The sequence below is a fragment of the Nocardioides daejeonensis genome (assembly GCF_003194585.1).
Classification (GTDB): domain Bacteria; phylum Actinomycetota; class Actinomycetes; order Propionibacteriales; family Nocardioidaceae; genus Nocardioides; species Nocardioides daejeonensis.
Map to the genome: position 1 here is coordinate 455,550 of NZ_QHKZ01000002.1, position 19,736 is coordinate 475,285.

A 19,736-nucleotide genomic window follows, 5' to 3' on the forward strand; every position below is an offset into this window, starting at 1 on the left:
AGCGTGCACTCCAATCTGTAAAGTGTTCTCCGTGCGCACCCCTGCCCAGAGCCGCAGCAGCGCCTCCGCCGACCGCATGCTGGAGGCCACCCAGACCCTGCTTCGCGAGGGCGGCCTCGGAGCAGTGACCATCGCCGCCGTCGCCTCCCGAGCCGGCACCTCGAACGGCTCGCTCTACCACCGCTTCGGCGATCGCACGGGACTCCTGCTGGCGACACAGGAACGCTCCTTCGCCGAGATCACCACCGAGACTGCCGAGGCGTTCGCCCGGGCCGACGCAGCCCTGGCCGCCGGGCACGAGCGCGGAGAGGCGGCCCGCCTGCTCGCGGCCGCCGCCCTGGAGATCTTCACCCGCCACCACGGGACCCTGCGAGCCTTCATGGTGGAGACCCAGGGGCAGCCGGAGTTCGAGGAGCAGTCGGAGCCACACCTGCACGCCATCGCCGCCCTGGTCACCTCCTGGCTGAGCCGCAACCTCGGCGCCAGCCCTGCTGCGGCCGAGGCTGCCTGGCGGATCCTCTTCTCGATCGGCGCAGCGCAGGCACTGGTGGAGGAACGCCGGATCTCCCCCGCAACCCTCGACCGCGACGAGTTCGCCGAAGCCGTGGCCCGCGCGATCCTCGCCGTCACAACGACGTCGCCCGCATCTCACTGAGACGAGCGACCCACAAGGCGTGACCCCCGCCACGCTCTCTCGTTGAGGGGTTCATGCGACGCATGACGATCGGACTGTCCGCCCTGGCCACGGCCGCCCTGCTCGCGACGGGCCTGGTGGCGGGCGAAGAGCTCCTGCCCGGCGACGAGGCGCGCGCGGCCGTACGGATCGATGTGCCGGCCAAGGCACCGGCACAGACGGCAGCCAAGAAGGCGACGTTCACGAAGCGGGACGTGATGGTGATCGGCTCCAACTGGGGAGGCACGGCGCAGGTCGTCGACGCCCGCAGCTACCAGGTGCTGAAGCAGATCGACATGGTGCCCGACAAAGCGCAGGAGATGCGCGACATCTACACCAACCCGCTGAAGCTCGCCCTCTACCTGGCGATCCAGCAGGTGGTCGGCGAAGGCCACGACCAGTTGGTCGACGACCTCTTCACCACCCCGGACGGCAACCTGATCGCGGTCTCGCGGCCGAGCCTGGGCGACGTCGTGTGGATCGACCTCGCCACGAACAAGATCGTGGCGGAGCAGGAGATGGAGGGCTTCCGCACCGACCACATGCAGGTCTCCCCCGACGGCAAGCGACTGCTCGTCTCGGACTCGACCAAGAAGAAGGTTCACGAGTACGTGCTCGGCGGCCGGGGCATCGCCGAGACCGGCAAGCACCTGCGCACGTTCCCCTCCGGCGAGACGCCGCACGAGTCCAACTACATCGACCGGGGCCGCAAGATCGTGCACGCGAGCATCGGCCGCGTCTACACACCCCTGGACGCCGGCGAGCTCGGTCCGCTGGGCGATCTGATCAAGGCGGACCGCTGGCTGCAGGTCGTGCGCAACTCGGACTTCAAGATCCTCCAGCGCTGGGACATGGGCAAGGAGCTGAAGGAGGCCGGCTACCCGCACATGAGCTCCGCAGTGCGGCCGATGGCGATCTCGAAGGACGAGCGCTACATCTTCCTCCAGGTCTCCTTCTTCCACGGGATCGTCGTCTTCGACACCCAGGCACCCGACCTCAACAACAAGGTCGACTACACGCTCGGCGGCGTGCCGGAGCCCCGCACCGGCCGGGTGCTCCGCCTGGTCGACCTGCCGATCGCACCCGCCGTACGGAAGATGCCGCGGGAGAAGTACGTGCTCGACTCGGCCCACCACGGCATGGCGATCAACAAGCGCGGCACCAAGCTCTGCGTCGCCGGCACGATGTCCGACTACGGCGCGATCGTGCGGATCGGCGGCCTGAAGACGGGCGCTTGGAAGCAGAAGATCTTCCCCGTCGGCCTGAAGCCCTACTGGGCCACCACGAGCCCTTACTCCAACACCTGCTGGATGTCGATGAGCGGCACGGACGAGGCGATCGTCTACTCCTACGCCAAGGAGAAGGTGATCGCGAAGATCCCCACCGGCGACCACCCACAGCGCATCCGGGAGGGCCACGTCAGCAAGCGCGTCCAGAAGGCGTGGGCTCGCTGATCGGGGCATTCCCGGCAAGCTGAGGCTCACTCCGGACCGAAGAGCTCGGCCTCACGTCGCGCGAACCCGCGGCGTGCGCTTGCCAACAGCAGGCGCATGCCCGGGCCGCCGATGGCAGCGACCCGCTCCGCGGCCTCCGCACTCAGTCCCTTGAAGATCCACGGGAGGAAGCGGCGCGCATGACCGACCGACGGCCTCCCCCGGAACTTCTCCCGCTCCACCACCTCCCACTCCTCGCCCGGAACGTAGCGCTGCACGATCGGAACCGCTTCCGACTCCTCGTGCCCGAGATGGCGCCCCAGTGCCGCCTCGAGCTCGGCAAGGTCGTCACGCAGGTCGTTGCGGACGTCTTCGTCCGCGCCCCCGGCAAGTGCGGCGAAGCCCGCATCGCACGAGGTGAGGAGCGGGTCCAGCACCGCATGCTCGTCCTCCATCTCCTGGAGCACCCGCAGGCTCTCGACGTCGTCTGCCGCGCGGGCACGCTCGGTCAGCAGCGGCCAGAGGATCTCGTCCTCCTTGGTGTGGTGGAGGTGGAGCTCCGTGGTGAAGAGCTGCCAGCGATCCCGCAGCCGCCTCCAAGCGTTGCCGTCCTCGGGTGATGTCCCCTCGGCTGCCCTTCGAAAGTCACGCAGGTCGCGGCGGAAGGCATGGTGCAGCACGTACATCATGGTCAGGTCAGCGGGCCCCGGCGGCGCGGCAGCCTGGCCGGGCAGCAGGATCTGGTCGGTCATCGGTGGACTCCTTCTGGTCGTTCTCCAGGTTGCTTCTCACGGCACCGTCGCAGCAGGCACTGGAGGGCCGCTGGCGCCCCACTGGACGCCGTCGGCCGGCGCCGGCCCCGACGCGACCCGGGCTACCCTCCGAACATGACGAACCCTCGGAGCAACACCGTCGACTCGATCCTTCGCCGCAGTGCCGCACGTCAGCCCGACCGGGTCGCGCTGACCTTCGCGGACCGCGCCTGGACCTACGCGGAGTTGGACGCCGCGGCCAGCCGGGCGGCGGCGTACCTCCTCGGCCTGGGGCTGGCCAAGGGCGACCGGGTCGCGACCGTGGGGGCCAACTCCGACGCCTACCTGCTGGCATTCCTCGGCTGTGCCCGGGCCGGGCTGGTGCATGTGCCCGTCAACTACGCCCTCACCGGGCGGGAGCTCAGCTATCTGATCGGCGACGCCGGAGCTCGCGTGGCGCTCGTCGACCCAGAGCTGGAGGGTGCCGTCGAAGCAGTACGGGCCGACACCGCCCTCGAACAGGTCCTGCTGCTCCAGGGCGGCCCGGAGGCGGCGTTGGAGTCCTGGCGCTCCGGGGAGCTCCCGGTGCTCGACGTCGAGGTCGCGGACACCGACCTGGTGCAGCTGCTCTACACCTCGGGCACCACGTCGGCCCCCAAGGGCGCCATGATGACCCACCGGGCACTGATGCACGAGTACGTCTCCTCGGTGATCGCCCTCGACTTCGACGCCGACGACGCGCCGCTGCACTGCATGCCGCTCTACCACTCGGCGCAGATGCACGTCTTCCTCGTGCCCTACCTGATGGTGGGAGCGACGAACCACCTGCTCCCCCGCCCCGACGTGCCCGAGCTGCTCCGCCTGGTGGAGCAGAACCAGCACCGCGCGCTGTTCCTCGCGCCGACGGTCTGGGTGCCGTTGGCCAACCACCCGTCGTACCGACCCGAGGGGCTGGCGTCGCTGCGCAAGGCGTACTACGGGGCGTCGATCATGCCCGTGCCGGTGCGGGAACGGCTGGCGAAGGAGCTGCCCGACCTCGGCTTCTACAACTGCTTCGGACAGTCCGAGATCGGCCCGCTCGCGACGGTCCTGCGGCCCGAGGAGCACCAGGAGCGCCCGGACTCCTGCGGTCGCGCGGTGACCTTCGTGGAGATGCGTGTCGTCGACGAGCATGGCGCCGATGCCGAGGTGGGTACGCCGGGCGAGGTGCTCTATCGCTCGCCGCAGCTCTGCCTGGGCTACTGGAACAAGCCCGAGGCGACGGACGAGGCCTTCCGGGACGGTTGGTTCCACTCCGGCGACATGGTGGTGCGCGACGCGGCCGGCTACATCACCGTCGTCGACCGGATCAAGGACGTCATCAACACCGGCGGTGTGCTGGTCGCCTCCCGCGAGGTCGAGGACGTGCTCTACACCCACGACGCGGTTGCCGAGGTCGCGGTGATCGCGACCCCCGACGAGAAGTGGATCGAGGCAGTCACCGCCGTGGTCGTGCTCAAGGAGGGAGCCGCGGCCACCGAGGAGGAGCTGATCGCCCACGCCCGCCAGTCGCTGGCGCCGTTCAAGCTGCCCAAGCGGGTGATCGCCGTCGCCGACCTCCCGCGCAACCAGAGCGGCAAGCTGCTGAAGCGCGAGCTCCGAGACCGCTTCAGCTAGGAGCGCCGGGCGGCGGCAGCCGGAGCTCGAGGCGGCTGCCATTCCCGGAGTCGCCCGGGCCCCGCCGGAGCGAACCACCCAGCTCCTCGGCGCGCTCGCGCATGGAACGCAGGCCGATGCCCTCCGAGGTCTCCGCGGCGAAGCCGACGCCGTCGTCGGTCACCGTGAAGGTCGCGCCACCGTCGGCCCGCCGTCGCACCACGATCTCGCAATGGCGTGCCTGGGCGTGCCGGGTCACGTTGAGCAGCGCCTCGCTTGCCATCTGGTAGATCGCCACCTGCGTGGCGGGCGCAAGATCCACCTGCGGCGCGGCGGAGACCGTCACCTCCAACTCCGCGCTGCGGAAGCGCCCCGCGAGAGCGGTGAGCGCGCTCTCCAGGTCGCCGTCGTCGAGCGCCAGTGGGAGCAGCGAGCGACTCAGCCGCCGTACCTCCTCCCCCTGGTGCAACAGTTCGCGCTCCAAGGCATCCAGCATCTCCTCGGAGGCCCTCGGATCGCGCTCCCGCAGCCCCCGGGCTCCGATCAGTCCGAGGCGGATGCCGGCGAGCGCGGGGCCGAGGCCGTCGTGCAGGTCACGGCGCAGCATGCGCCGCTCCTCGTGACGCACACTCGCCACCCGACTCCGGGCACGTGTCAGCGCGGCCACCGACTGCTGCAGATCGATGGTCATCCCGACCAGCCCCGCCACCTCGGTCAGCATCCGCGTCGTGCGCTGATCGAGTTGCTCACCGGGACGGGGCCGGGCTACCAGCAGACCCACCTCGTGGCCCCGGCTGGTCAGCGTCACGACGACATCGTCTCCTTGGACCTCTGACCGTTCCTCCGGGCCGGACGGGTGGATCTGCACCTCCGCCAGCCGCAGGCTCCGGCACAGCGCCTCGGCGAGCCCCTCGATGTCGTAGTCATCGCCGGCCTCGGCGCTCCTCAGGAGCCGACCCGGGTCCGCGCCCGCTCCGTAGACGAGGCGGTCGACGCGACGTTGGACCAGGCGCCGCAGCGGCGTGGCCCCGAGGCCGACCAGACCGACGGCGAAGGCCAGCGTGACCTCCGACCGATCGGGCACCACCGCGGCAGCGAAGGCGATCAGCATCAGATAGGCGAGCGCGACCGTCACCGTCATCACGGCCCAGACGACGCCACGGTTGACCCGGGCGTCGACGCCCCACAACTGCTGGCCCAGGACGAGAACCAGCAGAGCCGCCGGCAGAAAGAGCTGAGCCAGCAGCAACAACGTGCCACTGATCTCCGCGGCCGGGGCCGACCAGCCCTCCGGCACCGGCACCAGGAAGGCCGCCAGCGCGACCACCATCGCCGTATGACCGGCCAGCAGCCACCGGAGCCCGCGCTGCTGCGCCTTCGGCGCGCGACGCGTCCGGAGCAGCAGCCAGACTCCTTCAGCCACACCGAGCAGGGCGATCACACGGTCCGGCCAGTAGCCGAGCCGGACCCGTGCCGTCTGCCACCACTCCAGGTCAACGCCGAGCGGGTTGTGCGGCAGGCCCGCGACCACGGCCGTCAGGCCCTGCAAAGTGCCGAGCAGGATCGCAACGGCGGCCACGGTCACGACCGGCCAGCGGCGGCGCGCTCCGGGAAGCACCAGCAACGGGATGACGGCGATCGTGGCGTAGACCCCCGGCACCCAGGCCCAGTACGGCAGGTAGAAGGCGAGTCCGTGTCCCGGCCATGCGAGGGCGGCGTACCCGGTGGCGAAGCCGGCAGCGCCACAGCCGAGCGCGGTCAGTGCCAGCAGCCAGACCACCGGGTGACGCGTGCGCGGCAGCATCATCACGACGACGATCCCGTAGACCACCGCGGTCACGACATCCATCACCCAGTTGGCGAGCTCCTCGGGAACGGTGCCGGCGATGAGGAGCCCGAGGACCGCGCCGGCAGCGAGCAGCCACGAGAGACCACCGATCAGCCAGGCCAGCGACCGCCAGGGTCGCCGCAGTCGCGAGTACGTCGGCGCGCTCGGCATGCTCACGACGTAGGAGCCACTCACGGCGGCCCGGCCAGTCGGGAGCGTGCGGCGCGGGCGACGGCGGGGCCGATGATGAGCTCCCCGCGCGCCACCCCACGGATGGCGCGCAGCACGTCGTCGGCGTCTGCCGACTTCAGGAGGTAGCCGGAGGCGCCTGCGCTCAGCGCACCGGCCACGTGGCCGTCGTCCTCGTGCATCGTCATCACCAGAACCTTGAGCTCAGGGTGCGCCTCCAGCAGTTCACGGGTCAGGTCGATTCCCGACTCCCCCGCCAGGTCGAGATCCATCAGGACGACCCCCACACCCCGTCCGACCAGCTCGCGGGCTGCGGCAGCGTCGCCGGCGGAGCCGACCAGCTCCAGGCCGTCGAGGGCACCGATCAAGCCAGCCATGCCCATCCGAAAGACTGGATGGTCGTCGACGATGCCGACCCGGAGCACACCGACGGCGCCGCCGCCGTGGGCGCTGACGAGCTGCTGCTGGAGGATGGCTGTCTCCAGCCCGCCCACCGCCGCACTCGCGTCGACGCCGAGCTCCTCGCGCAGCGTCTCGCGGAGCCGCCGCAGCGCGGCGAGGCCGTCGACCTGGCGCTCAGCACGCACCAGGGCGGCGGCGTAGAGCATCCACAGGCGTTCCCGGTGCGGATGCTCGGCGCACTCCGCCTCAAGTCGTCGGGCGGCCTCCGCGGGGTCTCCGTCGTGCATGCGGATCAGCTCCCGCAGCTCGACCGCAGCCGTACGTACCTCCTTCAGCCGAACTCGCTCCGCCATGACGCCCGGGTCGTCGCCCAGGTCGAGATAGGGCTCGTCGCGCCACGAGCCGATCGCCTCGTCGAGCCGGTCGGCGACCTCGCGCAGCGCGGGCTGCTCGGCCGCGGAGGCCAGCAGCCATGGGCGTTCCAGGTCCGAGCGGACAACGGTCGCCGCAGCGACCGCGGCCTCCAGACGACCGGCGTCGATCGCCTCCTCGGGTAGCCGCAACGTATACCCCAGCGCGGAGGTCTGGATCACCGTGCCTGCCCCGCGCGAGGGCCGGTCCGGCTCGAGCACCTTGCGCAGGCTGGAGACGTAGCCCTGCAGGGTCACCGCGTAGCTGGCAGGAGGCTGGTCGCCCCACAGCGCGTCGACCAGCCTCTCCAGGCTGACCGGCCGGCCCCGGTGCAGCGCGAGCGTTGCGAGGAGCCGGCGCGGCTTGGGCGCACCGACGTCGAGGAGCTGCTCCCCGACCTCGACCTCGAGCGGGCCGAGCACACGGAATCTCACCCGCGCAAGGCTACTCAGATCCATGTCTGCACATCGTGAAGTTTGCAGAGATCCTGGGGCCGCTGCGCCTGGCACGAGATCCCCGTCGGGCTCCGCGGCTCAGTGCCCGATGACATCGGCCGGGTCGTAGGTCTCACGCACGCTTCGCAGAAGCCCGGCCGTCTCCTCAGGCCACGCTGTCGCGAAGGCGCTCGGCTGGTTGAGGGCGCCGACGAAGTTCGGCTGGAACCCTCCGCTCGCCCACGGCGCCATCGCCTTCGCCAGCCCTCCGACCGCGGCGGGCACCGCGTCGGCGAAGAGCTCGGGTACCGGCGCGCTGACCACGAAGAGCCCGTACGCCGCATCGCGACCGACGACAGCATCGGGACGTTTCGGCGGCTCGGCGAGACGGCCGCCGAGGCGGCGTACCTCGATCATCGCGAGCGGCGCCGCGGTCTGCGGCCCGGCCACCGCAAGCATCTTCCGGGCGGCCGTCGGGTCGAAGTCGCGCAGAAGCGCACCTGCCTCGAGCACCGGCATCGGGCGGACGGGATCGGCGTGGACCGCGCCGATCCCGGAGGCCGGGAGGACGCCGAGGGTGTCCAGCAGCGGTGACGCGAGCGAGCGCAGCGGCGCGACGAGGGTGGCTGCCTCGTCCGCCCCGACGAGATCCAGCGGCACGGCGATCCGCAGATGCACGACGAAGCGGCCGCGCAGCGGTACCGGAACCGAGTCGAGGTCGGGCATGCGCACCAGCGCCGCGGAGGTGTTGACGTGCTCCGGGACCTGCGCGGACCAGGTCGCCCACGTGGTGAGGACTGTCTCCGCATCGCCGGCGTCGAAGAAGAGGCCACCGCCGTAGAAGGTGCTCAACGGCAGGAGGTCGATCTCGACGGCGGTCACCACGCCGGGCACGTGCTTGCCACCGAGCAGGGCCCGGAACAGCTCCGGGTGCTCGGCCTCCGAGGCCGTCACGATCTCGCCGGTGCCGGTGACCACCTCGGCGGATCGCACATAGTCCGTGGCCCAGCCGTAGCTGCGGCCGAGGGGGCTCAACCCGCCGCCAAGCAGGAAGCCGATCACTCCGACCGCAGGGGCGGAGCCCGCCAGCGGTGTCAGCCCGTGCGGCGCCACAGCGACGATCACCTCCTGGAAGCGGCAGCCCGCCCCGATGCGGGCACTCGACCGCTCGCCATCGATCGTGACCGTGTCCAGGCCACAGGTGAGGAGGGCGGTGCCGCCCTCGATGGCGTGCGTCCAGCCGTGGCCGGTGCCGACAGGGTGAAGACGACGGCCGGCGGCTGCGGCAGCGCGGACTGCGCGGACGACCTCCGCAGAGGTACGCGGCTCGAGCACCTCGTCGGGTCGGTGCTGGTGGGCGAGGTTGAAGACGGGAAGTGTCGTGGACATCAGGCTCCTTTGGGGTTCGCCGCCAGCATCAACTCCTCCGCTGGAGCCGGGTTGGGGACCGACTGGAGGCCGTGCCTCTCCTGACGCACCGACCTCGCACCAGTGCTCTCCCAGTGACGGTCCAGCGCCTCCCCAGCGCGACGCGGCAGGTTCGGGTGAGCCCGGCGAGACCCGCGGGGCTGCGCATCACGAGAGGGGAAGCACCATGCATCGACCCAGCGACGCCCGTCGCCGACATCTCGGACGCCTGGCGGTCTGCGGCGCACTCGTCGCCATGCTCACGCCGCTGACCGCAGCAAGCGGTCCGGCGGCGACGGCGGCGACGACGACGACGGCGACCAGCAGCCAGGCCGGCGATCCACCCGGCACGACCTACCGCTACCGAGGCACCTTCACCGCGAAGGTGAGCCACGCCGTCTATGTCAGCTGGGGCGGCGGCGACAGTGAGGACCGGATCGTCGAGGCGACGATCGCCGGCACGATCCCCGATATCCGGATGAGCGGGCGAGACATGATCGCGATGGGCCCCACAGGCGCCCGGACGAGCGTTACCTCGGCCAGCGGCGAGGGCATGACGCGCACGAACTCTGGTCGCTACATCGAGACCTGCGAGGGCTCCAGCGGCACCGCTTCCGGCAAGCCGATGCTGCTGCCCTACGGGCCCGATGGGCGCAACGCCCTCACCCCGTTCGCCCTGCTGACCGTGCCGGCTTCCTGTGTCGACAGCGACGGCCGGTCGGGGACGCGGAAGTACCGGTACGGACCGCTGTCGGTCTCGATCTGGGACGAGCGGGTGGGCACCGAACGACTGGAGATCCCCTTCCATGAGGCGCGCGGTGTGCCACCCCTCCAGGGCGCGGACACCTGCCCCGGCTACATCGAGGGGCAGACCCCCGTCTGCGAATACGTCATCGAGGGCACCCTGGCCCTGGAGCTGGTCAAGAAGGAGCCACCGGCTTCGACGAAGGCGCCGCGGAGCAGGGCCAAGGTGGGGCGCGGCGCGAGGAAGGCGACGGCTCGGGTCACCTGCCCGACCGGCTGCTCGGTCACCATCCGCCTTACGCCGCTCACCGGCGGTCCCTCGCTCGCCGTCCCCTCGCGTCGCCGCCGTGGCTCCGGGGCGGACGACCACGCTCCGCGTGCCGATCCAGCCGGGCAAGCGTCGCCTCGCCAAAGCGGCGGGAGGAGTCCGCATGACGCTCGGATTCCGGCTCCCGGACGGCAGCACCTACTCCCACACGAAGAAGGCACGCCTGTGAAGACCTCGTCGATCCCCGGTCTGCCCCGCGTGGCGACCCGGCTGCTGACCGCAACCACCCTGGTGGCCACCTTGCTCACCGCTGGCGCCGCTGCGTCCGACACCACCGCGCCCATCACCGCGCCCATCACCGCGCAGGCAGGCGCCGACGGCACCATCACCTATGTCAAGGGAGACGACGTCTGGGTGGCACGAGCCGACGGCAGCCAGCCGCGCCGGGTCACGACCGACGGCACCGCGGCCCGCCCGTGGCGCTCTCCGACGGAGGCTGACAACGGGACGATCGTGGCCGGCCGAGGCAACCTGATCTACCGGATGGACCAGTGGGGCACCGTGCTCACCACCCTGGATCCCCCGGACATCGCGAACTCCGCCGGTGAGCTGCTGGGGGGCGCACCGGCCCACCTCGCGGTCTCACCCGACGGCAGGACCATTGCCTACACCTACGAGAGGTACAGCTGCCCGCTCAACGCCCCCTGCCGGGTGCGCCATGTCACGGCCTTCACCTCCGCCACCACGATGATCAATCCGGATGTCTGGGGGGTGACCTACTACGACAACCCCTCGTGGATCACCAACACCCGGGTGGCGGTCAATGCGGACCTGATCGACAACATCAACCTCTTCGACCTCGGGCGCGGCCTCACCCACTGGTTCGACGAGGACGACTACACGACCGACGACCAACCGCTCTTCGACTTCGAGGTCGCCCGCCATGCGGCGTACGCGACCGCCATCCGCAACAGCGCCGACCGCGCCCACGTCGTCTTCTACCGCGTCAGGGGAAACTACCGGTCCGGCGGACGACCGCCGATTCCGGAGGGCTTCTGCGCCACCACGCCGGTGAACGGCATCTCCTCACCCACGTTGTCGGCAGACGGCGAGCTGGGCGCCTGGCAGGAGCCGGACGGGATCTGGATGATCCAGCTGGGTGTCACCGCACCCTGCACGATCGAGCCCGCCCTGGTGGTCGCCGGCGGCTCGCAGCCGTCCTACTCACCCGCCGCGCTCCAGACTAGCCGACCCGAGACGCGGAGCTTCGTGGTCCGGAAGACGCCGAGGATCACTGGTCGCGTGAAGGTGGGGGCCAAGCTTCGCGTCACCGCGCCCGTCATGGCACCGGCGCCTACGAGCCTGACCTACCAGTGGCTCCGCGGCACCGCTGCGATCAAGGGCGCCACAGGGAGCACCTACAAGGTGACGGCCCGGGACCGTGGGAAGGCGATCCGGGTGCGGGTGACCGCCCGCCGCCCCCAGTACGCCGCCAAGGCGGTCGTCTCGCCGGCCGTGCGCATCAGGCGTTGACCTTGGTCGGCTGAGGCACCGTGCACACCACGCGGGCGCCTCAGCCGGCGACCCGGACCTCGGCGGCGCCGGTCGCCCCGACCTGCCCGCTCGTCAGGCCGCCGACGGTGACGGGCAGGTCGAGCGGCGCCCGGAGCGCGACGTTCACGGCGTCGCCATGCACCGAGACCCGCACCCGTAGCCCGGGGTAGCGCTCCATCGCGCCAGTGGCGCGCAGGTACTCGTGTACGGCGGCCACCGCCAGGTCGGTCGCCAACGGGACGACCCCGTCGCCGACACCGTGCTCGAAGACCGCCGCGCCGCGCACCTCGTTGGCGCCCGCCAGGGCGGCGCCATCCGCGAGGCTGTCCAGCGACTGCCGCTGCAGGTAGGCCGCCGACGCGTCGACCACCACCCCGCAGAGCAGAAGCAGCACGGCGGCGAACCCGATGATCAACGGCGTGACCGTGCCGCGCTCACTCGCACGTCGCGGTGGCGCGCCGAACCGACCGGTGCTGCTCATCGGCGCGCCTCGACGTAACGGCCGGTGGGGACGCGGTGCACCGACTCGACGCGGAGGCTCGAACGACCACCGCCGAGCACCTCGGGCATCAACGGCAGCGCAACCTGGGTGCTGATGCGGACCGTGGCGACCGAACCGGGCGAGAGGCAGGGATGCGGAGCGCAGTCGATGGTGAGCTCGAACGGACCCTCGATCCCCTGGTCGCTGAGAGCGACGCGTGCTGCCTGCTGCGCGCGCTCGCGGCCCTGCGCCTCGTCCTCGGCCAACGTGAAGGCCCGACCGGCGGCCCGCGCCGCCGCGCTTGCCCCGAACGCGCCGCGCTGCACGTCGAAGACAGAGATCAACAGGTAGACCAGCGGCACGAGCAGCAGGACGCCGAGCCACACGAACTCCAGGACGGCGTTGCCGGCCTCGCCCCGTGTCCGACGTTCCCGGCTCACGGGCGCTCCCGGATCGCGTGGCCCGTGACCACCAGCTCGACGTCCGGACCCCACAGGCCGAGGGTCGGCACCTCCGCACGGATGGTGACCTCGACGGCCGGTGCGCCCTCGATCCGCGCGAGCCGCGCTCGTACGTCCCGCGCGAACCGAGCGCTCAGCGCGCCACGGATCTGGTCGCGGGCATAGCGCTCACCGACCCCGGGCGTCGCGTCCGCCACCGCTGCCCGACGGGCTGCCTCGGAAGCGGCCGCCGTCAAGGTGTTGCGCACATGGAGGACCAGCGCCAGCTGCATCACGCCCAGCACCAGCGGCACCAGGATCACGACCACCAGGACGAAGTCGACGATCGCCGCGCCGCCCTCCGGATCAGCCCGTGACCTTCGCCAGTGCATCGCTGAGCAACGCCGTGAGCCGGCCGTCGGCGAACTCCCAGAGGCCACCGACCAGACCCGCGGTCATGACCGTGACCAGCACCCATCCTGGGACGTCGCCCCGCTCGTCGTCGGGCGGCGAGGAGAACCTCCACCAGACCGTCGCTATCTTGCGCATCATCCCGAGACTTCCTTTCCCCGTCTGCCCGTCACGCTCATGCGGTGACGAACGAAAGCCCCACCACGCCCGGCCAGAAGGCGACCAGGACGGTGGCAGGGAGAACCAGAAAGACGACCGGCACCATCATCAGCACCTCACGACGTGCCCCGGACTCGATCAGCTGGCGCCTCATCGCGTCGCGCACATCGCCCGCCTGCGCATGGAGCACGTCGGCCAAGGGGGTGCCACGCTCGACAGCCACGGCGATGGCGTCAGCGAACCGGCGGACCTCGGGCACACCGGTGCGCGCGGCAAGCGCGTCGAACGCCTGCGCCACCGGGGTCCCGGTGCGCACCTGCGCCAGCACCGCTGCCAGTTCGACGGCGAGCTCGCCGCGACTGCACCGCACCACACGGTCGAGAGCAGCGGTGGTGCCCTCACCTGCAGCGACGCTCAGTGCCAACAGTTCCGAGATCGCCGGCAGCTCCGCCAGGATGCGGCGTTCGCGGCGACGCACCTGGGCGGTGAGGCGGTTGTCGCGCAGCAACACCCCGAACACGAACGCCGCGCTGCAGAGGAACAGTGCTCCCAGCACGGAGGCCTCGCCCGTGGTTGCGCGCAGGATCGAGAGCGCCGCGACCGACGCGAACGCCACGAGTCCCCACGCGACCTGCTCCACCCGGAGGTCGTGCACGCTTCGTTCTCCCCCCAACCGGGCGAGGCGGCGGCGTACCGAGACGGAGCCACCCACCATCCGGTCCACGACGTCGGCCGCGCGGCGCAGCAGGTCGGCTCGCGCGTCGGACGGAGCGCCTGGTGCGCCTCCCCACCCAGGAAGGTCGCGCAAGTAGGGCAGCACCCGCGTCGCCGGGTCGAGCCGGCGGGAGGACCCGAGCGACCGAACAGCCAGCAACAGTCCGGTCGCGCAGAGCCCACCGACCGCGCCGCCCACCAGTGCCGCGCTCACCCGAGCACCCGTCGCTCTGCAGGCAGCCGCCCGATCCGCATCATCACGGCATAGGCGACGACGCAGCAACCGGCCGCCAGGAGCAGCACGACCGCGCCACCAGGAGTGCCGAATGCTCGCACCGCATCGGTCTGCGCGCTCATCATCAGCAGGATCGCCCAGGGCGCGGAGACGGCCAGCCGAGCAGCGTTCACCGCCCATGCCTGGCGGGACTCCAGCTCCGCACGGATCCGCTCGTCGTCACGCAGGTGGCCCGAGAGGTTGCGGAGCAAGCGACCGAGATCTCCGCCTCCGACTGCTCGGGCCACCCGCAGGCCCTCGACGACCCGGTCGCCCACCGGGTCCGACAACTGCTCCTTGAGTGCATCGAGCGCCACGTCGAAACGGCCGGTGGTCTGGTAGTGTCGGGCAAAGCCTGCGAAGACCGGTCGGAGCGACTCCGGACCCCGATCGGCCAACGCAGCAAGGGATTCCGGCAACGAGAGTCCGGCACGGACGCCGGAGGCGAGGCTGTCGACCACCTCCGGCCAGACCTGCGCGAACTCACGTTGGCGACGTCGAGCCCGGCCTGAGACCAACGCGACCGGCAGGCTCCCGGCGATGGCCGCGAAGACAGCGGCTACCGGCGGCGTCGACGTGACCGCCAGCATCACGACGAACGCCAGCAGAGCAAGCACCAGGCAGGCGCATCCCAGGGCCCGCGGGCTGAACCGCCCGAGGCCCGCACGGGCGAGCAGGTCGGCAGTGCGCGACGGTCGCGGCCCTGCCGAGCGGGACGATCGCGGCACCGAGCAGGAGAGCCAGATCAGGAGCAGGCCCGCCCCAGCCACCAGACCGACAGCGGCACCCATCAACGGCCGCCGTTGAGCAACGCGTGCACGTCGATGCCGACCCGCGAGAACTGTTCGAGCCGCGGGGGCAGGCCCGCGCGGCGTACCAGCTCCTCGTGCGGACGTTCGAAGATCGCCTCGGTCTCGACCACTCCTGACTCCGCACGGCCGGGAACGCCGACGATCTCCATCACGCGCCTCGCGCCCGCCGGGTCGAGCGCCAGATGGACGACAAGGTCCACGCTGGCAGCGACCGTCGGCTGCACGAACGCGGCCGAGATGTTCTCCCCCGCCAGCAACGGAAGGGTGCACATCTTCACCAGCGCCTCACGGGCGGAGTTGGCATGCAGCGTGCACATGCCCGGCAGTCCGGCGTTCAGAGCCAACAGCAGGTCAAGACACTCCTCGGAGCGAACCTCTCCGACGATGATCCGGCTCGGCCGCATCCGCAGGCTCTCTTTGACCAGGTCACGCAACCGCACCTCGCCAGTGCCCTCCAGGCCCGCCTGCCTGGTCTGGAGTGGAACCCAGTCGGGATGCGAGAACCTCAGCTCGAAGACCTCCTCCGCGGAGATCACCCGGTCCCCACCGGGGATCGCCGCGGCGAGGCAGTTCAGCATGGTCGTCTTGCCGCTCTGCGTCCCGCCCGTTACGAGGATGTTGAGACCGGCCCGCACCGAGGCGCTCAGGAAGGACGCCGCCGCCTCGGTCAGCGTGCCGAGCTCGACCAACGTGTCGAGCCGTGCGGCACGCATCGTGTGCTTGCGGATGTTCACGGCCGTGAAGCCACGGGAGATGCCGGCCAGCGCGACGTGTAACCGGTGCCCCTCCGGCAGGAGAGCATCGACGAACGGCTGCGAGAGATCGACGCGCCGCCCGCTCGACTTGAGCATCCTCTCGACCAGCTCGTCGACCTCCTCGGCGGTGAGCACCGTGTTGGTGAGCTCGTGCCTGCCTGCGCGGGCGACGAAGACGCGGCTCGGCTCGTTGATCCACACCTCCTCCACGGTCGGATCGTCCAGATAGGGCTGCAAGGACCCGAACCCGGCGACTCGGGCCATCAGCTCCACCACCATGGCGGCAGGGTCCGACAGCGAGGCGACCTGACCGGTCAGGCTCAGTCGGTCGTGGTCGGCGACCACCTGCTCCACGATGCGGCGTACCGCGTCGACCTGCGCCTGGGGGTCGAGCCGCTCGCGGCGTACCTGCTCGCGCACCCGCGCGTCGAGCAGCACCACCTCTGCGGGCGCGCCGACAGACAGCGACATGGACCGATCCTTTCCCGAGAATGCGGATCCTGCCGTCAGTTGTATGTGGAGTGGGTGCGTTTGTCCATGGTTGCGCCGCCTTCTGTGGACAGACGGGAATCTGCCCGCGGTCGTCGACGCCCCCTCGCCCGGCCGAATGAGGACACCTGCCCCTGTCTCCCGGGCCGCACGCAGGGCGACGCTGGCGCCTCCGAAACACGAGAGGACCACTGTCATGAAGTCACTGCGGGTCGTAGCCGCCAGCGCCGTCGTCGTCACGGCGCTCTTCACCGGAGCATGCGACGACGACTCCAAGGACGCCAAGAAGGACGCTGCCCCGGCCACCACCGACGCGGGCGACGCCGACGATCTGGACGGTCTCGACACCCAGCAGAACAGCGATGAGCGGCTCGAGACCGGACTCCCCGAGGAATGCTTGGAGCCGTTCCCCTTCGCCTTCGGCGAACCGGACCTGGGCGAGGTCGAGATGCTCCCCGAGGAGTGGCCCGAGCCACCCGTCGAGGCGGTGCTGTGCAGCACCTCCGGCACCGTCGGCGAGTCGATCGAGACCGCGGACTACGCCACCGACGCCGACCCCGAGGAGGTGCTGGCGGCGTACCTCGAGGCCCTGGCCGCCTACTCTCCCGAGCGCACCACGGTCGCCGAGCTCGGCCGCGACGTGATCGACGGGCAGGCCGGCGACGTGTGGTTCCGTGTCGACGCCGAGCCGGGCAGGTTCACCCTCACGTTCAGTCACTGATGTCGGCCCTCTCCGACACCATCGCGCCATGGCGAACCCGCACTCCGCAGCGCGACCAGGCTGGGCTGTCATCGTCGGCAGCCTGGCCTGGGTGCTCTGCCTCGGGGCGCTCGCGCTCCTGCTGCTGAGCGAGGATCCCTTCCCTGCCGACGCGCACTACTACCAGAGCCGGGAGTACTTCACGCTGCATGTCGTCACCGGAATCACCTCCGGCACCGCGGCCACGATCGTCCTGGCCCGCAGCATCCACCCGGCAGGGGTGGTCGCGGCGGTCATCGCCCTCTGCTTCGCCACCTCCGCGTTCAGCCTCGGCTGGGCGTTCGTCGCGGCGGAGCGAGGCTGGCCGGGCGTCGGCCTCGCCGTGCACGGGTTCGCCGGCGCCTCCCAGCCCGGCGTCTTCGTGGCGATGGCCGTGCTGCCCTGGGTGATCCGGCGCGACCCACCCGCGGACGGGCCGCGACGCGCGGTGATCGGGATCGGGACGTGCGCCGTGCTGCTCCTCACCCTCGTCGCCGTCACACAGCAGCAGGACGGCGCACCCACCAACCCGTTGGCCGGCATGCCCGGCAGCCCCGCACCACCGGTGTGGACGATCCTCTCGCTCTTCGTGACCTGTCTGGTGGTCGGTGCTCTCGGCCTCGCCGACCTCGTGCTCGGCTGGCGGCGCGGGCACCAGGGCGACGGCCGGGCTCTGGCCTTCCTCGTCGCAGGCACCGCGGTGCTGCTCGCCACCATCGGGCTGGTGCAGTTCCTGCCCGCGCACCCGGTGTGGGCCGTGCTGCCCGTCCCCTTGCTCTTCCTCGGCCAGACGATCGTCTCCCTCTCCGTCGTGGTGCTCACCCTCGGCACCTGGGATCTCGACTCGGGGCGCGGCGTACCGCGCGCTGCCACGGGGGCGCTGCTGGCCGGCCTCGCCGCTCTGCTCTACCTGCTCCTCGTGACCGCCGCCGAGCACCTCCTCGGCGTCGACCCCGTTCCGGCCGGCCTGGGCGCCGTCCTCGTACTCACCCTGGTGCTGCATCCACTGCGCCATTCACTGCAGCGCTGGGTCGACCACCTGCTGCTCGGCGCCGCCGCCGAGCCGACGGCACTCGTGGCCAGCGTCGGCCGCCGACTCAGCGAGCACACCGCCGACGAGGTCCTCCCCCACCTCGCGGACAACCTCCGGAGCAGCCTGCGCCTGGGCACCGTCGAGATCGCGCCGTACGCCGGAGCCCCGGTCCGCTCCCAGGCCGCGGACAACACGGATCTCCCCGCCACAGGCTCCGAGGAGCATGCGGTGCCGCTCGTCATCGGCTCCCGCGCCGTCGGCGACCTCCGGATCCGGCCGCGTCCCGGACGGACCGTCGCGCCGGCCACCCTGGACGCGTTGGCCCAGAGCGCCGCGCTGGTCGCGGCAGCGGTGGATCTGGCCGCCACCAACCAGCGGCTGCGCGACGCCTCCAGCCGCCTCGTCGAGGTCCGCCACGAGGAGCGGCGCATGCTGCGCCGCGAGCTCCACGACGGTCTCGGGCCGGCACTCGCCGGCGTCGCCCTCGGCCTGGCGGCTGCCCAACGGCGGATCGCACACGACCCGGGAGGCACCGCCGGGCTGTTGGAGGAGCTCCGCGAGGAGGTCACCGGACGCATCGACGACGTGCGCACCCTGGCGCGCGCCGTGCTGCCACCGGCACTCGACGACGGCGACCTTGCCGCGGCACTCGACACGCTGGCAACGCGCTTCCGCGGCGCAGGCATGAGAGTCGAGGTGCGATGTGGAGCAGCCGATCTGGCGACGCCCACCCAGGTCGCCCTCTACCAGGTCACTGCCGAGGCCCTGCTCAACGCCCACCGCCACGGTCGGGCGCGAACGGTGGTCGTCGACGTGGGCCGGTCGCTCGACGGACTGGTGCTGGAGATCACCGACGACGGGGTCGGCATCGACACGAACTCGAGCTCGACCGGCGTCGGCCTGCAATCGATGCGCGAGCGTGCCGACGCTCTCTCCGCCACCCTGACCGTCGGCCCCAACGCCCCGGGGCCAGGATCCTTCGTGAGGATGCACCTGCCATGACAGCACCCGAGATCCGCGTCGTCGTCGTCGACGACCACCCGGTCTTCCGGATCGGCCTCAGCGCCCTGGTCGACGAGCTGCCCGGCATGCGGGTTGTGGGCCAAGCAAGCAGCCAGGAGGAGGCGGTCGAGGTCACCCTGGGCCTTGCCCCCGACGTCGTGGTGATGGACCTCGACCTCGGGCCAGGCTCCGGCGCCGACGCCACCCGGGACCTGCTGGCCGCCCGGCCCGGGACGGGCGTGCTGGTGCTGACCATGTTCGGCGACGACGACGCGCTCTTCGCTGCTGTTCGCGCAGGCGCTCGGGGCTACCTGCTCAAGGGCGCTGAGCCGGCGGAGCTGGAGCGCGCCCTGCGCGCCGTCGCCGACGGCGCGGTGATGCTGGGCCCGCAGGTCGCGGCCCGCGCGGTCTCCTACCTGACCGGCGCGCAGGGGGTGCGGACGGGCCCGTTCGCCGAGCTCACCGACCGGGAGCGGGACGTCCTCGAGCTCTTGGCACGCGGGCACGACAACGCCACGATCGCCCGCCGCCTCGTGGTGACCAGCAAGACGGTGCGCAACTACGTCTACGCCATCAGCACCAAGCTGGGCGTGCCGGACCGCTCCGCCCTGATCGTCAAGGCCCGGGACGCGGGCATCGGCGTACAGCCTTGACCACCTGTTGCAGGTGCCCGGCCAATCGAGGACCAGCGTCCCTG

General features: G+C 71.2%; 18 protein-coding genes. 7 read left to right on the plus strand and 11 right to left on the minus strand.

Translation table 11 applies throughout. From position 1 onward, the window contains the following. Window positions 1-31 precede the first annotated feature (31 nt). Window positions 32-655 (plus strand): TetR/AcrR family transcriptional regulator, encoded by a 624-nt coding sequence (locus DNK54_RS21265; RefSeq protein WP_204164451.1) that lies wholly within the window; start codon window positions 32-34, stop codon window positions 653-655. A 62-nt stretch (window positions 656-717) separates the two neighbouring features. Then, the gene (locus DNK54_RS06930) at window positions 718-2,127 is read left to right on the plus strand and encodes a YncE family protein (RefSeq protein WP_239459968.1); all 1,410 of its coding nucleotides are present in this window, start codon (window positions 718-720) and stop codon (window positions 2,125-2,127) included. A 26-nt stretch (window positions 2,128-2,153) separates the two neighbouring features. Here DNK54_RS06930 and DNK54_RS06935 read toward each other — a convergent pair whose 3' ends face one another. Continuing rightward, on the minus strand, window positions 2,154-2,858 hold the full coding sequence (locus DNK54_RS06935; RefSeq protein WP_110206206.1) for a hemerythrin domain-containing protein: 705 nt from the start codon (window positions 2,856-2,858) through the stop codon (window positions 2,154-2,156). 135 nt (window positions 2,859-2,993) lie between these two features. Between DNK54_RS06935 and DNK54_RS06940 the strand changes: the two genes are divergently transcribed. Further along, window positions 2,994-4,514 carry a fatty acyl-CoA synthetase gene (locus DNK54_RS06940; protein ID WP_110206207.1) on the plus strand — a complete coding sequence of 507 codons (1,521 nt, stop codon included), beginning with the start codon at window positions 2,994-2,996 and terminating at the stop codon, window positions 4,512-4,514. Here DNK54_RS06940 and DNK54_RS06945 read toward each other — a convergent pair. From DNK54_RS06945 to DNK54_RS06955, 3 genes are all read right to left on the minus strand, one after another. After that, complete coding sequence (locus DNK54_RS06945; protein ID WP_110206208.1) at window positions 4,507-6,492, minus strand: sensor histidine kinase; 1,986 nt, start codon at window positions 6,490-6,492, stop codon at window positions 4,507-4,509. The two genes, DNK54_RS06940 and DNK54_RS06945, sit on opposite strands and share 8 nt — an antisense overlap. A 20-nt stretch (window positions 6,493-6,512) precedes the next feature. Next, window positions 6,513-7,757: a BTAD domain-containing putative transcriptional regulator gene (locus tag DNK54_RS06950; protein ID WP_162602329.1), complete on the minus strand. Its 1,245-nt coding sequence runs from the start codon at window positions 7,755-7,757 to the stop codon at window positions 6,513-6,515. Between the two features lie 99 nt (window positions 7,758-7,856). Continuing rightward, window positions 7,857-9,146: an FAD-binding oxidoreductase gene (locus tag DNK54_RS06955; RefSeq protein ID WP_110206210.1), complete on the minus strand. Its 1,290-nt coding sequence runs from the start codon at window positions 9,144-9,146 to the stop codon at window positions 7,857-7,859. A 205-nt stretch (window positions 9,147-9,351) separates the two neighbouring features. On the opposite strand from DNK54_RS06955, the gene DNK54_RS06960 reads away from it, so the two are divergent. Then, window positions 9,352-11,709, plus strand: coding sequence for a hypothetical protein (locus tag DNK54_RS06960; RefSeq protein ID WP_110206211.1), 2,358 nt, complete (start codon window positions 9,352-9,354; stop codon window positions 11,707-11,709). Between the two features lie 40 nt (window positions 11,710-11,749). On the opposite strand, the gene DNK54_RS06965 is transcribed toward DNK54_RS06960, so the two are convergent. Genes DNK54_RS06965 through DNK54_RS06995 form a run of 7 tightly spaced genes read right to left on the minus strand, consistent with a single transcriptional unit; the run spans window position 11,750 to window position 16,247 of the window. Next, a complete protein-coding gene (locus tag DNK54_RS06965) occupies window positions 11,750-12,211 on the minus strand; it encodes a pilus assembly protein TadG-related protein (protein ID WP_110206212.1) in 462 nt (153 codons plus the stop codon). Then, a complete protein-coding gene (locus DNK54_RS06970) occupies window positions 12,208-12,651 on the minus strand; it encodes a hypothetical protein (protein ID WP_110206213.1) in 444 nt (147 codons plus the stop codon). The genes DNK54_RS06965 and DNK54_RS06970 overlap by 4 nt, the downstream gene beginning before the upstream one ends. Next, window positions 12,648-13,043, minus strand: a complete 396-nt coding sequence (locus tag DNK54_RS06975) for a TadE/TadG family type IV pilus assembly protein (protein WP_110206214.1) — start codon at window positions 13,041-13,043, stop codon at window positions 12,648-12,650. The genes DNK54_RS06970 and DNK54_RS06975 overlap by 4 nt, the downstream gene beginning before the upstream one ends. Beyond that, a complete protein-coding gene (locus DNK54_RS06980) occupies window positions 13,018-13,203 on the minus strand; it encodes a hypothetical protein (protein WP_110206215.1) in 186 nt (61 codons plus the stop codon). The genes DNK54_RS06975 and DNK54_RS06980 overlap by 26 nt, the downstream gene beginning before the upstream one ends. A gap of 34 nt (window positions 13,204-13,237) precedes the next feature. Next, complete coding sequence (locus DNK54_RS06985) at window positions 13,238-14,149, minus strand: type II secretion system F family protein (protein ID WP_110206216.1); 912 nt, start codon at window positions 14,147-14,149, stop codon at window positions 13,238-13,240. Next, the gene (locus tag DNK54_RS06990) at window positions 14,146-15,000 is read right to left on the minus strand and encodes a type II secretion system F family protein (protein WP_110206217.1); all 855 of its coding nucleotides are present in this window, start codon (window positions 14,998-15,000) and stop codon (window positions 14,146-14,148) included. The genes DNK54_RS06985 and DNK54_RS06990 overlap by 4 nt, the downstream gene beginning before the upstream one ends. Beyond that, window positions 15,000-16,247 (minus strand): TadA family conjugal transfer-associated ATPase, encoded by a 1,248-nt coding sequence (locus DNK54_RS06995; RefSeq protein WP_110206218.1) that lies wholly within the window; start codon window positions 16,245-16,247, stop codon window positions 15,000-15,002. The genes DNK54_RS06990 and DNK54_RS06995 overlap by 1 nt, the downstream gene beginning before the upstream one ends. 214 nt (window positions 16,248-16,461) lie before the next feature. On the opposite strand from DNK54_RS06995, the gene DNK54_RS07000 reads away from it, so the two are divergent. The 3 genes from DNK54_RS07000 to DNK54_RS07010 are packed head-to-tail and all read left to right on the plus strand — an operon-like array spanning window position 16,462 to window position 19,692. Then, window positions 16,462-16,986: a hypothetical protein gene (locus DNK54_RS07000; protein WP_110206219.1), complete on the plus strand. Its 525-nt coding sequence runs from the start codon at window positions 16,462-16,464 to the stop codon at window positions 16,984-16,986. Between the two features lie 28 nt (window positions 16,987-17,014). Beyond that, window positions 17,015-19,039, plus strand: coding sequence for a sensor histidine kinase (locus DNK54_RS07005; RefSeq protein WP_110206220.1), 2,025 nt, complete (start codon window positions 17,015-17,017; stop codon window positions 19,037-19,039). After that, window positions 19,036-19,692: a response regulator gene (locus DNK54_RS07010; protein ID WP_110206221.1), complete on the plus strand. Its 657-nt coding sequence runs from the start codon at window positions 19,036-19,038 to the stop codon at window positions 19,690-19,692. The genes DNK54_RS07005 and DNK54_RS07010 overlap by 4 nt, the downstream gene beginning before the upstream one ends. Window positions 19,693-19,736: the final 44 nt, after the last annotated feature.

Excerpts from the sequence above, each read along its gene's own strand:
- DNK54_RS06930 (WP_239459968.1), top strand. The coding sequence starts at position 718 with ATGACGATCGGACTGTCCGCCCTGGCCACGGCCGCCCTGCTCGCGACG.
- DNK54_RS06935 (WP_110206206.1), bottom strand. The coding sequence starts at position 2,858 with ATGACCGACCAGATCCTGCTGCCCGGCCAGGCTGCCGCGCCGCCGGGG.
- DNK54_RS06940 (WP_110206207.1), top strand. The coding sequence starts at position 2,994 with ATGACGAACCCTCGGAGCAACACCGTCGACTCGATCCTTCGCCGCAGT.
- DNK54_RS06945 (WP_110206208.1), bottom strand. The coding sequence starts at position 6,492 with ATGCCGAGCGCGCCGACGTACTCGCGACTGCGGCGACCCTGGCGGTCG.
- DNK54_RS06955 (WP_110206210.1), bottom strand. The coding sequence starts at position 9,146 with ATGTCCACGACACTTCCCGTCTTCAACCTCGCCCACCAGCACCGACCC.
- DNK54_RS06960 (WP_110206211.1), top strand. The coding sequence starts at position 9,352 with ATGCATCGACCCAGCGACGCCCGTCGCCGACATCTCGGACGCCTGGCG.
- DNK54_RS06965 (WP_110206212.1), bottom strand. The coding sequence starts at position 12,211 with ATGAGCAGCACCGGTCGGTTCGGCGCGCCACCGCGACGTGCGAGTGAG.
- DNK54_RS06975 (WP_110206214.1), bottom strand. The coding sequence starts at position 13,043 with ATGCACTGGCGAAGGTCACGGGCTGATCCGGAGGGCGGCGCGGCGATC.
- DNK54_RS06980 (WP_110206215.1), bottom strand. The coding sequence starts at position 13,203 with ATGATGCGCAAGATAGCGACGGTCTGGTGGAGGTTCTCCTCGCCGCCC.
- DNK54_RS06990 (WP_110206217.1), bottom strand. The coding sequence starts at position 15,000 with ATGGGTGCCGCTGTCGGTCTGGTGGCTGGGGCGGGCCTGCTCCTGATC.
- DNK54_RS06995 (WP_110206218.1), bottom strand. The coding sequence starts at position 16,247 with ATGTCGCTGTCTGTCGGCGCGCCCGCAGAGGTGGTGCTGCTCGACGCG.
- DNK54_RS07000 (WP_110206219.1), top strand. The coding sequence starts at position 16,462 with ATGAAGTCACTGCGGGTCGTAGCCGCCAGCGCCGTCGTCGTCACGGCG.
- DNK54_RS07005 (WP_110206220.1), top strand. The coding sequence starts at position 17,015 with ATGGCGAACCCGCACTCCGCAGCGCGACCAGGCTGGGCTGTCATCGTC.
- DNK54_RS07010 (WP_110206221.1), top strand. The coding sequence starts at position 19,036 with ATGACAGCACCCGAGATCCGCGTCGTCGTCGTCGACGACCACCCGGTC.